The sequence below is a fragment of the Actinomadura sp. 3N407 genome, assembly GCF_052245875.1.
GTDB lineage: Bacteria > Actinomycetota > Actinomycetes > Streptosporangiales > Streptosporangiaceae > Spirillospora.
On record NZ_JBQQBP010000002.1, the window covers coordinates 73,995 to 89,039 of the forward strand.

Consider the following 15,045-nt stretch of genomic DNA (forward strand, 5'->3'; position numbering starts at 1 on the left):
GCAGGGCCGTAGACGCCTATGAAGCCCGAGGGAAGTTTCTCGACGAGGGAGTCTCGGTCAGCTCGGATCTCGAGAGCGGCGACGTAGACCGAATGAAATGTCGACAGGTGCCCGGCTTCAGCCCCGGGGACGATCCTGATCGCGGCTTCCAGAACGCCCATCCACGCGGTAACGGGCGAGGTGGAACTCTGGTCTGCCGGTCGGAGCGCTTTCGCGGGTGCGGTGCGGAAAAGGTGCAGGGCCGCCAGACCTGTCGGTCTGACGGCCCTGTCCGGCCGGTTCATGGTCAGGCCTTGTCGAAGGTGCTCTTGGCCCACAGGTAGGAGACGGCGGCGATGCCGACGCACCAGGCGGCGGCGATGGCGCCGCTGTCGCCGATCGGGGTGCCCAGGAGCAGGCCGCGGACGGTTTCCATGATCGGGGTGAAGGGCTGGTATTCGGCGAACCAGCGCAGGGCGGTGGGCATGGAGTCGGTGGGGACGAAGCCGCTGCCGAGGAAGGGCAGCAGGATCAGGGGCATCGGTGCGTTGCTCGCGGACTCGGGGCTCTGGGCCTTCAGGCCGAGGGCGACCGACAGCCAGGTGATGGCCACGACGAACAGGGTGAGCAGGCCGGTGGCGACCAGCCATTCGACGGCGGTGGCGTTGGGGCGGAAGCCCATGGCCAGCGCGACGCCGATCAGGACGGCCATGCCGAGGAGCTGCTGGATCACGGCGCCGACGACGTGCCCGGTGAGGACCGACGGCCGCCAGATCCGCATGGTGCGGAAGCGGGCGATGATGCCTTCGGTCATGTCGGTGGCGACCATGACCGCGGTTCCGGTCGCGGCGGTCGCCCCGGCCATGAGCAGGATGCCGGGGACGACATAGTTGACGTAGACGTCGCGGCCGCCGCCCAGGCCGGCGCCCAGGGTGCCGCCGAAGACGTACACGAACAGCAGCAGGAGGATGACGGGGGTGGCGACCAGCTGGATGGTCATGGACGGGTAGCGCATGAGGCGTTTGAGTTGACGCCGGATCATGGTGGAGGAGTCGCGTGCGGCGAGGGTGAGGGTGCTCATCGTTCGGTCTCCTGCTTCTGGCCGGTGAGGGTGAGGAAGACGTCGTCGAGGTCGGGAGTGTGCACGCTGAGGTCGGCCGGTTCGATGCCCGCCGCGTCCAGCCGGGTGAGCAGTTCGCGCAGTGACGCGACACCGCCGTCGGAGGGGACCTGCAGCGTGAGCCGGTCCTCGTCGGAGGGGTCCACGAAGCCCCGGCCGAGCGCGCCGAGCGCGCCCTTGAGCGCGTCGTCGTCGGTGAACCGCAGCGACACGTGGCCGCCGGGGATGAGCCGCTTGAGCTCTTCGGCGGTGCCTTCGGCGATCAGCGTGCCGTGGTCGAGGAGGGCGATGCGGTCGGCGAGCTCGTCGGCCTCCTCCAGGTACTGGGTGGTGAGGAAGATGGTGACGCCGCTCGCGACGAGTTCGCGCACGATCTGCCACATGGAGCGGCGGCTGCGCGGGTCGAGGCCGGTGGTGGGTTCGTCCAGGAAGATCAGGCGGGGGCCGCCGACCAGGGTCATCGCCAGGTCGAGCCTGCGTTGCATGCCGCCGGAGTAGGTTCCGGCCGGTTTGCGCGCCGCGTCGACCAGGTCGAAGCGCTCCAGCAGTTCGGTGGCCTTGCGCTTGCCGTCCCTGCGGGACAGGTGCTTGAGGTCGGCCATGAGGAGCAGGTTCTCCTCGCCGGTGAGCAGCTTGTCGACGGCCGAGTACTGGCCCGTGACGCCGATCGCGCCGCGCACCTCGTCCGGCTGCCGGGCCAGGTCGAACCCCGCGATCTGGACGGTGCCGCCGTCGGCCGCGATCAGGGTGGACAGGATCTGGACGGCCGTGGTCTTCCCCGCGCCGTTCGGGCCGAGCAGGGAGAAGACGGTGCCTTGCGGGACGGCCAGGTCGACGCCGTCGAGCACGACCTTGTCGCCGTAGGACTTGCGCAGCCCGTTCGCCGCGATGGCCGGGTTCGTCATGATGCTGCTCCTTCAGAGGCTGCGGATCAAAGGGTGCGGGCGGTGATGTCGCCGTGGGAGGTGGTGGCGTGGATGTCGAGTCCGGCGGTGCCGTCGTTCTTGAGCGCGTTGCTGACGCGGCCGTAGGAGGTGCCGGCGTCCAGGCCGGCTGAGACGCCGGCGGCGGCGCTGACCGAAATGTCGCCGGACTGGGTGCGGAGCACGACCGTGCCGCGCATGGCCTCGGCGATCCGGATGTCGCCCCTCTGGGTGCTGATCTCCGCGGGGCCGTCCAGCCGGCCGATCTCGACGTCGCCGTCGGTCGCGGTGAGGCGGACGCTCGCCGCCTCGTCGATCTTGATCTGGCGGTACGCGCCTTGGAAGGCGACGTCGCCGAGGCGTCCGACGGCCCGGAACTCGGCGCTCGCGGCCTTGGCCTCGACCCGGGAGCCGGCGGGCAGCTGAACCGTCACCTCGATCGCCCCCGAGGGGCCGAGGTACTGGTTGCCGGTCGCGGCCTGGACGCGCAGGACGCCGTCGCCGTACTCGACCGTGGTCTGCTCCGCCGCCTTCACGTCGCGGCCCTTGGAGGCGTTCGCGGGCAGGATCTCGACCGCGGTGTCGGCCCGGTCTGCGGCGATGAACTGGACGCGCCCGGCGGGGACGTCCAGGACGGCGGAGATCGGGGCCGGGGTGTCGAACTTCTGCATCGTGCTCTCCCTTGCGCTTGCGGCTCGTTGTTTCGAACGATGGAAACGCTACGTTGCTTTCCAATATCGCGCAACGAGATCTTTGCACTGAAGAAGCATCTATGCAGGTAGATGCCTAGATATCATTGCAACGAGTCTCTCATTTAACGCAACGATGGAATGTTGATCGTTGCAATGCAGTGACGATTAACGCTAGGGTGGAGGCGTCGGGGAACACCGGGCGGCGCCATGGAGCACCCGTGGGCATGAAGGGAGTCAGGATGCCGGGCGGCAGGCTCACCCAGCAGGACCGCCAGCAGATCGCGCTGGGGCTGGCCGACGGCCTCGCCTACGCCGAGATCGCCAGACGTCTCGGCCGCCCGACCTCGACGATCACGCGTGAGGTCATGCGCAACGGCGGCCCCACCGCCTACCGCGCCGACCTGGCCCACCGCGCCAGCGAACGCCGCGCCCACCGGCGCACGCAGGCCGCGCCCCGGGGGGCGGACTCAGGCCCCCTGCCGCACGGACGCGACGCCGAGGCCGTGCGCGAGTACGCGGAGACGTTCACCACCGCCATGATGGAGTCGGGCCTGCCCAAGATGATGGCCCGGGTGCTCGGGGCCCTCTACACCACCGACTCCGGCAGCCTTACCGCGTCCGAACTCGCCCAGCGCCTCCAGGTCAGCCCGGCCTCCATCTCCAAAGCGATCGCCTTCCTGGAGAACCTCGACCTCGTCCGCCGGGAGGCCGCCGAAGGCCGTCGCGAGCGCTACGTCGTCGACGACCAACTCTGGTACCAGTCGATGATCCGCAGCGCCCAGACCAACGACCAGCTCGTCGCGACCGCACGCCAGGGCGTCGCCGTCCTCGGCTCCGGCACCCCGGCCGCCGCCCGCCTGGAGAACATCGCCCGCTTTCTCGACTTCGTCGGCGAGAGCATCACCCGCGCCGCCGAGCAGGCCCGCGACCTCCTCTACACCGAAACCGAAACGACCTCGGACGGCAACGCCAAGCCGAGCTCAGATCACGGATAGAGCGCCGTCCCCACGGCCACAGCACGAGACGAACCCGACCGGATGGCCGCCGACCCCATGGCGCCGGAGGCGGGAGGCGTCCAGGCGACCGCTGCCGCCGGCCGGGACACCGGCCGAGCCGGCCGCCCCCCGGTGAACGGCTATGGGATGGTCAGGCGGGTGTCGGTCAGGGAGTGGGAGACCTCGATCAGGTAGGCACCGGGTGGTCTGTGCCAGCCTTGGTCGGTCCAGATTTGGCAGGAGCGTTCGGGAACGTCGATGACCACGGTGGCGCTTGCGCCGGGTGCGGCTTCAGCGGTCGCGAAACCGGCCAGCCAGCGCTTGGGGCGGTTGGGGTCGTCGGTTTCGGGGCGAAGGTAGAGCTGGATGACTTCGCGCCCGGGTCGGTCGCCGCTGTTGCGTACGCGGACGGTCACTTGGTCGCCATTGCGGGTGGCTTCTTCGTATGTCCAGGTGGTGTATCCCTTGCCGGATCCGAATTCGAAGGCTGGTGGCGTGTCGGCTCGTTCCCAGCCGCGGTAACCGACGCGGATTCCATCCTCGTAGTGCAGGATGCCGTCGCCGGGGGCGGCCGTTGTGACGGGGCAGTCGTCCAGGGTCGCCGGCCAGGTGGTGGGGAGGCGTCCGCCGGGTTCGGCATGGCCGAGCAATAGGTCGGCCAGGGCGTGGCCGCCTTCCTGGCCGGGGAACCAGGTGAGCAGGATCGCCGCGACATCGTCGCGCCACGGCATTGGGACGGGTGCACCCGCGTTGACGACCACGATCTTGTTCGGGTTGGCCGCCGCCACTCGCGTGACGAGCTCGTCTTGGCGTCCAGGGGGGTCGAGTGATGTGCGGTCGAAGCCTTCGCTTTCGACGTCCTTGGAGGTGCCGACCACCACGACGGCCACGTCGGCCTGGTTGGCGGCTTCGACGGCCTCGGCCAGGAGGTCCTCCGGGTCGCGGACGGTGTCGGGGGCGCGGTGGCCGAGTGCGAAGGACACGGCGGGGAAGAAGCCCGGGTTCAGAAATGGAGGGTCGGTGTGCAGCAGGCTGACGGTGATCTGCCGGCCGGGGACGAGCTGCACGGCCACTTCATGCTGGAGCGGGGCGAAGATGGCACCGGCCAGGTCGGTGATGTCGGCCGTCGGCACCTGGTCGTCGAAGAGCACTTCGCCGTCCACGGTGAGCTGGAAGGCTCCGGCCCCCTCGATGCCGAGGCGGTGGGTTCCGGCAGCCGGTGCGGTGAACGTGCCGGAGATCTCGACGGAGTGGACGTCGGCCGGGTCGAGTTCGGCGGGCATGTCGCCGTGCCACATGATGGCGCCGTCCGGCAGCGGCATTTCGGCCCGGATGCGCCCTGTGGCGTCGCGCACGGTCGCGGTCAGTTCGAAGCCGTCCGCGGCGGGCCGGAACCTCGTGCTCGGGTCTGCGCCGCGCGCGTAGGTCACTTCGGCGCCCGCCGCGAGCAGCCCTTCGAGCGGGGAGACGGCGTGTTGGGGGTGGACTTGGGCGCTGCCCCCGCCCATCACCCGGGGATCTTTCGCCAGGCCGCCGATCAGTGCGATCCGTTGCTCGGGCGGGAGGGGCAGTACGCCGTTGTCGTGCAGCAGCACCGTCGACCGTGCCGCCATTCGCCTGGCTACTGCTCGGCCGTCCACCTCGCCGGTGACGGCCGGGGCAGGCGGTCCGAGCGCGCCCACTCGTTCGGCCAATGTCAGTACTCGGGCGACGTGCTCGTTGACGTGCTCCTCGGAGATTCGTCCGTCGCGGACGGCGGCTGCGAGGGCCGGACCGTAGACCGTGGCCGGGCCGGGCATCGCCACGTCGAGGCCGGCGACGGCGGCACGGGTGGTGTGGCGGGCCGCGAACCAGTCGGAGACGACGACGCCGTCGAATCCCCATTCGCCGCGGAGCACGTCGTTCAGCAGTTCGCGGTGCTCGGTCATGGTGGGGCCGTTGACGCTGTTGTAGGCGGCCATGACCCCGTACGGGCGGGCCTTTTCGATGATGTGCTCGAAGGGCGCGAGATACAGCTCCCGCAACGTCCGCTGGTCCAGCACGACGTTCGCGGTCATCCGGTCTGTCTCGGAGTCATTGGCGACGAAGTGCTTGACGGTGGCCCCGACCCCGCCCTCTTGGACGCCGATGACGTAGGCAGCTCCGATCTCACCGGTGAGAAGCGGGTCCTCGGAGAAGCATTCGAAGTGGCGGCCGCCCAGCGGGGAGCGGTGCAGGTTGATCGTGGGCGCCAGCAGGACGTGGACGCCTTTGCGGCGGGCTTCGGCGGCGAGCAGGTTTCCGGCCCGGCGGACGAGGCCGGGGTCCCATGTCGCGGCCATCGCCGTGGGGCTGGGCAGCGCGATCGAAGGTTCGGGGCCGCGCCACCGGGTGCCGCGCACTCCGATCGGCCCGTCGGACATGACCAAACGGGACCTTCATGGGCCGCACCGCGGGCCGGCTCCTGCTCGAACGCAGCGAAGGCCGCAACTCGGCGGTGCGCTTCTCCGTCACCCCGAGCCTGATCCACCGCCGTTCCACCGCCCCTCCGGACGACCGGCTCCCCGGATCGGCGCCGCTCGAACGGGTCCCGCCGGAATACGACGAGAAGGGACCGCCGGCCGGGGCTGCTCGTTAGGCGGGCGGCCGGCTGCCACACGATGTCGTGATCACAACGTCTCACTGAAAGGCTCACTGAGTCGCCCGGGAGCGCCGCGGCCGGGGTGCGGCGCTCCCGGTGTTCGCCGTGGTCCGCGAGGGTGGGCGGGGTGGCGGCGATGATCAGAAGGTCACCAGCGGGTCGCCGATGAAGTCGGCGATGAAGTTGAGGAAGAAGAACCCGAAGAACAGGAAGTTCAGCATCAGGATGACGTAGTGCCACGGGCGGGGCCGGGCCGGGCGCGGCAGCCTGCTGTTGAGGTACATGAGCATGAACGGGAAGATCAGCGCGCCCAGGTTGGACATGTTCGCCGACCACTGCACCAGGCTGACCGGCAGCGCGAGGTGCAGGATGACCCCGATGATCACCAGTAGCAGCAGCATGAACGGGTAGTAGAAGCGCCGCGGGTCGCCCTCCAGCAGGGCGCGCAGCCTGGGGCTGGTGGCGTGCGCGGCATCGGTGGTCACGCGCACCATCGCCTCGAAGATGCCGAGCTGGGTGGTGAACAGCACCAGCACGCCCAGGATCAGCGCGATGTAGAACAGCCAGCGGCCGTACTCGGCGTCCAGGGCGCCGGCCACGAAGGTCGGCACGTTCTCCTGGGTGACCTCCCGGCCGGAGATCTCGACCGCGTGGGCCATCAAGATGGTCGGCAGCAGCATGCCGATCATCGCGCCGGCGAAGAAGACGCCCCACATGTCGGTGAGCAGCAGCCGGTACCAGCGCTTCCACAGCCCCCGGTTCTTCTCGTCGTCGGGGAAGGTCACGCCGCTGGGCAGCACATCGACGCGCCGACCTCTCAGGCCCGCGATGAACCCGACCCGGTGGCCCATGCCATAGCCCTTGTCGCGGTAGTGGCCCATCACGTACCAGTTCAGCCCGGACGCCAGCGCGGTGAACCCGGCGAGCCCGCCGAGCTGGGTGGCGGTGATGCCCTCCGGCGGCGCCGCCGGGGTGACGAAGCCGGTGATGCCGTCCCACCAGATTCCGAGCGGCACCAGGAAGACGCACAGCAGCAGCAGCGTGATCAGGATGACGCTGATCAGCACCCAGTTGGCCAGCTCCAGCGCGCGGGAGACCCGGCGGGCCGCGGCGGCCATCAGGAACACCACCACCAGCAGCGCGATCGCCCAGATCCGCGGTTCCTCGGCACCCTCGGGCGCGGTCTCGGCATGGAAGAGCGCGTACAGCCCCTCCCCCGCGGAGGCCGCCCAGCCGCCGGCGATGAACGCGAAGAGGACGAGGAACACCGATGCCGGCACCCACAGGAACCAGCCGGGCGGGACGCGGCCCCAGCCCACCACCGGCACCTCACCGGTCGCGACCACGTACCGCGAGCACTCGATGTTGTAGAGGGTCTGCAGCAGCGCGGAGACGAGAATGATCCAGCCGACGCCCTCGAACCCGAACTGGCCGACCGCCTGCGGGCCCAGCAGCCACTCACCGCTGCCGATGGAGATGCCGAGCGCGATCAGGCTCGGGCCGACCGCGTACTTGACCAGCTCCTTGGGACCGATCCGGCGGACGCCGAAGACCTCCTCGGGGGTGGGCAGATCGGTGACCGCCAGGTCGGGGCGGCTCACCCCCAGCTTGTACTGCCCGGTCACGGTGGCCTTCGCCGGCCCGTCCTCGGGTGCCCTGCCGGGGTCCTCGGGAACCCCGCCCGTCGGCTCGGGGGTCTCGGTCATGGGGCGCCTCCCGCTGGAACATGCCCCCGACTTCCTCGGCTGCCTGCATGATCCGCCAGGGAGGTGCCCTCGACAAGAGGCATCGGCGTCGATTGCGGCCGTCTGCGGAATTTATTTCAAATAGAATATTCGTTCCGCCGCGGAGGGCTGCGAGCGCGTGTGCGCCGAGCCCGAAAGTGCTGTTCTTGCCGTCTGGGCCGCCGGCCTCGGCGCGTGGCGGTGTGCTCGTCACCGGGCGTCCGCACGGCAGAAGCCCGTCGACAACTTCGCCGGCATTGAGAAGATCAAGGTCGAGGGCCGGTCGGTGAACGTGTCGTGCGCCGGCGGCTCGGCCACGGACAAGCCCGTCGTCGTCCTGCTGCCCGGGCTGGGTGACGGGCTCGGCAAGATGGCCGCCCTGCAGAAGTCCCTGAGCGAAAAGAACCGGGTCTGCGTCTACGACCGGCTCGGTGAGGGCGCCAGCGACCGGCCCGAGGGGCCGCAGACCTTCGCCGACACCGGGAAGATCCTGACCGGGGTGTTCGACCGGGTCGCCGGGGACCGCCGGGGCGTGCTGGCCGGGCACTCGCTGGGCGGGATGATCGCCGCCCGGTACGCCCCCGACCATGAGGACAGGATCAAGGGGCTGGTTCTGATGGACGCCACCTCCCCCACCTCGGTCGCCGACATCAAGGACACCATCCCCGCCTCGGCCACCGGCCCGGCGGCCGAGCTGCGCGAGCAGGCCCTCGCCATCGGCCAGGGCGACAACCCCGAGCAGCTCACCATCACCGACGCCGCGGTCCGCTCCGCCGGGAACATCCCCGCCCAGGTGATCCAGCACGGCAAGCGGTTCCTGGCGGCCGTCCCCCGAGTACGGGCCCCGCCTGGAGCAGTCCTGGTCCGAGGGACAGCGCAAGTGGCTCGCGGTGTCCAGCCGCAGCAACCTCAGCACCGCCAAGACCAGCGAACACTACATCTACCTCGACCAGCCTGATGCCGCCGTCAAGGCCATCCAGCGCGTCACCGCCCAGGCCGCGCACACCGAGTGACCCTCAAAGCCGGACACGCCCGCGCCCGCACCTGCCGACCAGGGGCGGGCGCGGACGGCATGACCGAGGCAAGACCCGGTGACCGGCTCTAGTTGCCTCCCGTCTGCTTTTGGAGGCATGCCTTGAGCGCCTTTTGTGCCTTCGTGGGGTCATAGCCGGGTGGCGGCGTCCACTGCTCGCCGGTTGCCGGAACCTTGATGCCGTGCCGGCGCAGGCAGTCCGTCAAAGTGCGGATCGAGCTGGGGGGCGCGGTGCTCGGGGCGGCCGAGCCGGGCTCGGGGGACGGGGTGGCGGGCGTCGGCGTAGCGGGCGTGGAAGGAGGAGTCGCCGTCTGCGGGGCGGTACCGCCCGCATCGTCGCCGCTCCCCCCGCAGGCGCTCAACGAAAGCACCAGTGCCAGTGGCAGGACCGCGAGGCGGCCTTGGCCGAAGGTGAGCTTCATCAGGAACCTCTCGGGACGGAAGGGGCGGGCCGTCCCCGGCTGAACCGGGGACGGCCCGCGGGCATGGCGGGTACCGGTCGGAGCGTCAGGTCACCGGGTTGTCGACCAGGTAGACGGACGGCGACGGCTTGCCGCAGGTCGCCCGGGTGGGCGCGCCGCCGTCGAAGGCGAGCTGCGCGGCGGCGCCGCCCAGCATCACCCGGACGTTCTGGGATCCGGGCGACGGCTTGAACGGCCCCGCCGTCAGCGTGCCGTCCGCGGGCAGCGGGACGACGAGCCGCTGGTCGCGCACCAGGGTCGTCGCGGGGATCGAGACGCCCTGGTCCGGGATGACGTTGAGGGTCTGCGGCGTGCCGCCCTCGACCACCAGGTTCAGCTCGGACACCTTGCCCGAGACCGTCCGCACGCCCTGGTCGAGGAGGCTGTTCACCGTCTCCTTCGGCACCGTCAGCGCCCCGGACGCGTTGGTGAAGGAGAACGAACCCGACGTGCCGACCGTGAGCGGGATGCCGTCGGCGCCGACCGCGATCCCCACGTCGTGCGGCTGCCCGTTCCAGGTGCACTGGTAGGGCGCGTTGATGATGCCCGCCAGTTCACCCGACCTGGGTTCGGGGAAGTTCAGCGGCGCGCCGTGGATCTTCGCGGGCGGCTGCCCGGTCTCCCCGCCGACCGCGATCGTCAGCAGCGCGTTGCCGCCCCGCGGCTTGCAGTCCGCGGTGATCGGCAGCGAGAAGCCCGCCGAGGACTTCAGGTCGACCTTCGCGAACGCGCTGTTGAAGCCAAGCGTGACCTTGCCGTTCCGCGGGGCGGTGTACGGCCCCACGTCGAACGGGTCCTGGCCCGGCGCGGGCAGTCCGACCTTCAGCGGCTCGCCCGGTTCGACCGGGATGTCGGTGAGCGTGATCGGGTCCTCGGCGAGGTTCACCGCGTCGGGCGTCGCATTGGTCGCGCCGATGGACATGTCGCTGACCGTCGCGTCGGCCTTGTCGATGCCCAGGATCGGGGCCAGCGTGGTCAGCCAGTCCGGGAAGGTGATGCTGCCCGAGCCCTGCGTCAGCCAGAATTCCTGGCCCGGACCGAGCTGCACCGGCGCGACCCCCTGGATGTCGACGTCCAGGGGCAGCCACAGCACCGGCAGCACTCCGGCGAAGTTGATCGTGCAGGCGATCGGCAGTTTGAACCGGCCGGTGTCCACGCCGATCGCCGGCAGGTCCTGTGGGGGGATCGCGTTGGCCGCCGGGGGCGCCACCAGCGTGGGCACCAGCATGGCCAGCGCGCTGACCGCGGACAGGATCGCGGTGCGGATCGGTCTGGGACGTGCCGGACGCCCAGGAGCGGCGGGGCGTGGTGTCGGGGGGAGTCGCATGTGGTCCCTCATTCCTTCGGGGATCGGGATGCGTCCCACAGTGTGTGTCACACAGTTGACCCCCGAGTAGGAACCGGTGTGCGGTTTCCGATCGGCGAACTTCTGCCCGAACTCACAACGACGTCCCCGGGACCTCAGCCGACCTGCGCGTCCAGCGCGACGCGCAGCCGCCCAAGCACCTCCGCGTGCCAGTCGTCCAGGAGGTCCATCGCCTGCCGGGCGAGCCCCATGTCCCCCGCCTCCCAGGCGCTGATGAGCTGGTCCCACCACCACACGTGCACGCCGGGGGCGTCGAACACGACGTCGAGCACCTCCGGGACCTCGGCCAGCATCGGCCCGAGCGAGTTCAGCACCCCGAGGAAGACGCCGCCGCCGACCGCCATCGACCCCGCTCGCAGGACCTCCAGCACGCCCTGGTGGACGTCCGCCGGGCCCGCCTTCTCGTCCCGCGCCAGCATGTCGAGGCGCCGCCACGCCCGCCGCGCCGGCGCGGGGTCGTAGGCGCCGGGGTTCGCCTCGACCCTGTCCGCGACGGACTCGTAGAACATGCGCAGGGTCTCAAGGATGTCCCGGAGGATCCGTACCGCCAGGTCGGGCAGCCTCCGCGAGAACCGGAACAGGTAGCGCCACGTCTCCACCCCGCCGTACGCCTCGACATCGCGGACCACGGCACCGACCCCGTGATGGATCTCCACGAACCCCGCCGCCCGCAACTGCCCCAGGACGAGCTGGACCGTGGACGGGTTGATCCCGTGCTCCCCGGCGAGCCGCCGGATCGACGGCAGCCGCTCCCCGGCCCGCAGCCGCCCCGACGCGATCGCGAACGCGATCTGCTCGGCGACCTGCTCGACCACCGTCCCGCGGGTCATGACGCCCGTACCCCATTCCCGAACGGCCCAGCGCACGCCTGTGAGCTCCGCATGCGGGACAGCGTAAGGCCCGTCCCGCTTTCCGGTGGACGGGACGTCCGTTAGGGGTCGGACGGCACGGGTAGTCACACCCCGGTTCCGTGCTGCTCGGCATGAGGGAGGGGGTGGCGGCATGCCCGGCGGGGGCCGTTCGAGCAGTGCCCTGTTGCGCTGGACGGGTGCCGGGAGGATCGTTTCCTTCTACCGGTACTTCTCGTTGAACCTTCCGCGGACGACCACCGCGTCGGGGTCATGCTGGTCCTCGGGGTGGGCGCCATCCACCTGTATCTGCTGGTCACCGGACAGGCGTTGGGCGCCGGGTTCGGCTGGCCGACCTGCGCGACCTGCCCCGGCAGACCCAGCGGGTGCTGCACAACTGCGTCCAGGGCTGGACGAGCATCGGAGAGTGGTCCGGCCTGCCGATGCGAGACCTGGTGGAACTGGCCAGACCTCTGCCGCAGGCACGCTATGTCTGCTTCCTGACCATGCAGGACTCCGGCCGTGACGAGCCGAGCGCCCAGGGCGCCGGCCAGTTCTACGAGGTGATCGACCTCAGGGTGGCGTGTCAGTCGCACACCCTGCTCGCCTACGAGATGAACGGCGAGCCGCTGCCCATCAAGCACGGCGCCCCGCTGCGCCTGCGGGTGGAGAACCAGGTCGGGTTCAAGATGGCCAAGTGGATCGCGCGCATCGAGTTCGTCCGCGACTACTCCGGCATCGGAGAGGGGATGGGCGGATGGCGTGAGGACAACGTCTTCTACGACAAGAACGTGGGGATCTGATGGCGAGCGAGCCCACCCGCCCCGAGCTCACCGTCCTGACCGGCAAGCAGCGGGACCGGGTCGCCAAGCGGCTGCGACGGCACCGGACCCGGTGCGCCGGCTGCGGGTCGGCCGAGTTCGACGTCGGCGACGCCCTCTACCTCGGTTTCCTTTTCCGCAGCGAGCAGCAGGACATGTACCTGGTCGGGCTCACCTGCACCGACCCGGCATGCCCCGCCCCCCGCATCGGCGTCCGCATGCAGGAGACCGATCTCTTCGAACCGGGGGAGGAACCCGCCGGGGGCAGGGAGCCGGGGCGGGCCGGCGCCCCGCCGTGAGCGCTCAGGCGTCCGGCAGCGGAATCCGCGGGCGGCCGAGCCCCAGCTCGTCGATGATCGGCAGAACCTCCCGCAGCCGCGACCGGAGCGCGGTGTATCGCTCGTGCTCGTCGGCGCTCAGGTCGCCGCCGCGGTGATAGTGCTCAAGCCTCTCCAGCCGGCCGGAGAGATACGTGCCCCAGCGGACGCCGAAGTCGTAGATCCGGGTGCCGTCCCGCTCGCCGCCGGCCAGCTCGCGCAGTGCCCGCACCTGGGCCTCGAGCAGTTCGAGGTCCTCGCTCACTCCCACCTTGCCCATTCTGACCCGCACATCCTCACAGCTCGGGATTGCCGATGCTCAACAGGTAGGGGTGGCCGGACAGCGTGAGATGAACGCGCTCATCGCCGACGGCGAGGCCGGACAGCCGCGCGGTCCGCAGCGGGTCCGGCAGGCCGGCCCGGAATCCGACGGAGGCGACCGGTTCGAGTCGCGCGTCCTCGTGGCCCACGAAGGCCTCGGTCTCGAACACCACCAGCCTCGTCGCGGTCGCCGCGTAGATCCGCACATCGTCCGCGCCGACGTATTCCACGGGGGCGTCGAGGCGCGCCTGCGCCAGCACCTCCAGACCCTTCGCGCCACCCGGACGCTCACCGACGGCGAGGAGCCGATCAGTGCCCTCCTCCGCCACATAGCTGCGGGTGACGTCGATCTGGTCCACCGTGCTGCGGTGGACCGGCACATCGATCCGGTCCAGCAGTTTCACCGACCCGGGCTCACCCTTGTAGCCGGCGATGCCCCAGGGACCGGAGACGTGATATTCGATCGCTCTTCCCCGCATGGGGCCGTCCACCTCGGCGTCCGGTCCGGCCCGCACCGGTTCCGTTCCGAGCGTCCGCAGCCCGCGCAGCCGGACGGCGGTCACGGCCGACCCGTCCTTCGACATTGCCAGCAACGCCCGGGACCCGCCGTCGATGTCCACCGAGGACGGGGCGGGCCCTGCGCGGAACGTACCGGCGAGGCGCAGATCCCGCCGGCCGAGCATGGCGACCCGGCCGAGCGACGGCTGCGGCACGTACACCGCATCCCGGACCCCGCGGTCCACGACGATGTCGTGGCCGATCTCCAGCGGCGGGGACAGTGTCGTTCGCGGCCGTTCGCCCAGGTCGATCCTGGCTACCCGGCTGTTGTCCTCGACAGGCGCGAACAGTGCCCCGTCCGACCAGACCGGTTCCCGCACCGCGACCGTGACCGGCCGCACCGCCACGTCGCCAACCCCGGCCTCGCCGTCGGGCCCGGAACCGGCCGTGCACGCGGCGAGCGCGGTGAGCGCGGCGAGCACCCCCGCGAGAGCGGCGAACCGGCGCACCGGGGTCCGCACGAAGCCCATCGATTCCCCCATCAGCCGCTCGCCGGCATGGCACCGCCGATCCCAAACAGCAGCCGCACGGCGCCCTGCAGCCGAGTACCCGGCCCCGGGAGCCGCAAACGGAGGATCTCCCAGGCATGGCGAGCGTCCTTACGCATTCTTGATGTAGCTCGCGGTAGTCGCCGCCAGTACGGGTAGTCACCCCAAAACGCCTGATCACTGGGGAGTTGTGATGCCTTCACCAACCGATGGCGAGCGCTTCGAGTTCGCTTTCGACCGCCGGTTGCGGCGCCCGCTGTCGCTGCTGGGAATCCGTCCGGACACGTGCCATGCCCTGATCACCGCCACCAGGCTGGTCGTCCGTTTCGGTCCATGGACGGTGCGCTCGCCCCTGGAGAACATCGCCGGCGCCGAGGTCACCGGTCCCTTCCCCTCCTGGAAGGTGATGGGTGTGCGCATGTCGATGGCCGACCGCGGGCTCACCCTGGGGACCAGCACCGAGCAGGGCGTGTGCGTCCGCTTCCACCGGCCGGTCCCCGGCTCGGAGCCGACGGGCCTGCTGCGCCATCCGGGGCTGACCCTCACCCTCGCCGATTCCCCGGCGGCGGCGCGGCGGCTGGAGGAGATCGCGTCCGCCCTGAGCAGGCCGCGACGGGCGGCCATCCGGTGACCGGCCCGCCATGCTCGTCGCGGGGTGCTTCCGCTCATCGCGGGTGTCCCCTTGGCACCGCGTTCTTCGAGCGGCGCCGGCCGGATCGTTTCGGTGGGACTTCCGGAGGTAGTTAGGAGAAGGTCCCAGCGCCGAGCCGGAGGGGAGG

16 protein-coding genes are annotated in these 15,045 nt (G+C 70.5%); 6 read left to right on the forward strand and 10 right to left on the reverse strand.

From position 1 onward, the window contains the following. Window positions 1-286 precede the first annotated feature (286 nt). Genes ACTWPP_RS04410 through ACTWPP_RS04420 form a run of 3 tightly spaced genes read right to left on the reverse strand, consistent with a single transcriptional unit; the run spans window position 287 to window position 2,693 of the window. Complete coding sequence (locus ACTWPP_RS04410; protein WP_443102774.1) at window positions 287-1,060, reverse strand: ABC transporter permease; 774 nt, start codon at window positions 1,058-1,060, stop codon at window positions 287-289. Further along, complete coding sequence (locus ACTWPP_RS04415) at window positions 1,057-2,004, reverse strand: ATP-binding cassette domain-containing protein (RefSeq protein WP_443102775.1); 948 nt, start codon at window positions 2,002-2,004, stop codon at window positions 1,057-1,059. The genes ACTWPP_RS04410 and ACTWPP_RS04415 overlap by 4 nt, the downstream gene beginning before the upstream one ends. A gap of 26 nt (window positions 2,005-2,030) precedes the next feature. Continuing rightward, window positions 2,031-2,693: a DUF4097 family beta strand repeat-containing protein gene (locus tag ACTWPP_RS04420; RefSeq protein ID WP_443102776.1), complete on the reverse strand. Its 663-nt coding sequence runs from the start codon at window positions 2,691-2,693 to the stop codon at window positions 2,031-2,033. A gap of 260 nt (window positions 2,694-2,953) precedes the next feature. Between ACTWPP_RS04420 and ACTWPP_RS04425 the strand changes: the two genes are divergently transcribed. Next, the gene (locus ACTWPP_RS04425) at window positions 2,954-3,709 is read left to right on the forward strand and encodes a helix-turn-helix domain-containing protein (protein ID WP_443103402.1); all 756 of its coding nucleotides are present in this window, start codon (window positions 2,954-2,956) and stop codon (window positions 3,707-3,709) included. Window positions 3,710-3,849: 140 nt separating this feature from the next. On the opposite strand, the gene ACTWPP_RS04430 is transcribed toward ACTWPP_RS04425, so the two are convergent. Further along, entirely contained in the window at window positions 3,850-6,111 is a 2,262-nt protein-coding gene (locus tag ACTWPP_RS04430) for a glycoside hydrolase family 3 protein (protein ID WP_443102777.1), read from the reverse strand. Between the two features lie 17 nt (window positions 6,112-6,128). On the opposite strand from ACTWPP_RS04430, the gene ACTWPP_RS04435 reads away from it, so the two are divergent. After that, window positions 6,129-6,326, forward strand: coding sequence for a hypothetical protein (locus tag ACTWPP_RS04435; protein ID WP_443102778.1), 198 nt, complete (start codon window positions 6,129-6,131; stop codon window positions 6,324-6,326). 143 nt (window positions 6,327-6,469) lie between these two features. Here ACTWPP_RS04435 and ACTWPP_RS04440 read toward each other — a convergent pair whose 3' ends face one another. Continuing rightward, on the reverse strand, window positions 6,470-8,035 hold the full coding sequence (locus ACTWPP_RS04440; protein WP_443102779.1) for an Nramp family divalent metal transporter: 1,566 nt from the start codon (window positions 8,033-8,035) through the stop codon (window positions 6,470-6,472). 157 nt (window positions 8,036-8,192) lie between these two features. On the opposite strand from ACTWPP_RS04440, the gene ACTWPP_RS04445 reads away from it, so the two are divergent. After that, window positions 8,193-9,011: an alpha/beta fold hydrolase gene (locus tag ACTWPP_RS04445; RefSeq protein ID WP_443102780.1), complete on the forward strand. Its 819-nt coding sequence runs from the start codon at window positions 8,193-8,195 to the stop codon at window positions 9,009-9,011. Between the two features lie 143 nt (window positions 9,012-9,154). Here the strand turns inward: ACTWPP_RS04445 and ACTWPP_RS04450 are convergent, their stop codons facing one another. From ACTWPP_RS04450 to ACTWPP_RS04460, 3 genes are all read right to left on the reverse strand, one after another. After that, window positions 9,155-9,508: a hypothetical protein gene (locus tag ACTWPP_RS04450; RefSeq protein ID WP_443102781.1), complete on the reverse strand. Its 354-nt coding sequence runs from the start codon at window positions 9,506-9,508 to the stop codon at window positions 9,155-9,157. A gap of 85 nt (window positions 9,509-9,593) precedes the next feature. Then, window positions 9,594-10,874 (reverse strand): hypothetical protein, encoded by a 1,281-nt coding sequence (locus ACTWPP_RS04455; RefSeq protein ID WP_443102782.1) that lies wholly within the window; start codon window positions 10,872-10,874, stop codon window positions 9,594-9,596. 134 nt (window positions 10,875-11,008) lie between these two features. Continuing rightward, entirely contained in the window at window positions 11,009-11,743 is a 735-nt protein-coding gene (locus tag ACTWPP_RS04460; protein WP_443102783.1) for a GntR family transcriptional regulator, read from the reverse strand. Window positions 11,744-12,108: 365 nt separating this feature from the next. Between ACTWPP_RS04460 and ACTWPP_RS04465 the strand changes: the two genes are divergently transcribed. Both ACTWPP_RS04465 and ACTWPP_RS04470 read left to right on the forward strand, forming a co-directional pair. Further along, window positions 12,109-12,564, forward strand: a complete 456-nt coding sequence (locus ACTWPP_RS04465; protein WP_443103403.1) for a molybdopterin-dependent oxidoreductase — start codon at window positions 12,109-12,111, stop codon at window positions 12,562-12,564. Then, window positions 12,564-12,881, forward strand: coding sequence for a hypothetical protein (locus ACTWPP_RS04470; protein WP_443102784.1), 318 nt, complete (start codon window positions 12,564-12,566; stop codon window positions 12,879-12,881). Before ACTWPP_RS04465 ends, ACTWPP_RS04470 begins: the two co-directional genes overlap by 1 nt. Before the next feature lie 4 nt (window positions 12,882-12,885). On the opposite strand, the gene ACTWPP_RS04475 is transcribed toward ACTWPP_RS04470, so the two are convergent. Together ACTWPP_RS04475 and ACTWPP_RS04480 are read right to left on the reverse strand one after the other, a co-directional pair. Next, the gene (locus tag ACTWPP_RS04475) at window positions 12,886-13,170 is read right to left on the reverse strand and encodes a hypothetical protein (RefSeq protein ID WP_443102785.1); all 285 of its coding nucleotides are present in this window, start codon (window positions 13,168-13,170) and stop codon (window positions 12,886-12,888) included. A 25-nt stretch (window positions 13,171-13,195) separates the two neighbouring features. Continuing rightward, window positions 13,196-14,248, reverse strand: a complete 1,053-nt coding sequence (locus tag ACTWPP_RS04480) for a hypothetical protein (RefSeq protein WP_443102786.1) — start codon at window positions 14,246-14,248, stop codon at window positions 13,196-13,198. A gap of 211 nt (window positions 14,249-14,459) precedes the next feature. Between ACTWPP_RS04480 and ACTWPP_RS04485 the strand changes: the two genes are divergently transcribed. Continuing rightward, window positions 14,460-14,897: a hypothetical protein gene (locus tag ACTWPP_RS04485; protein WP_443102787.1), complete on the forward strand. Its 438-nt coding sequence runs from the start codon at window positions 14,460-14,462 to the stop codon at window positions 14,895-14,897. Window positions 14,898-15,045: the final 148 nt, after the last annotated feature.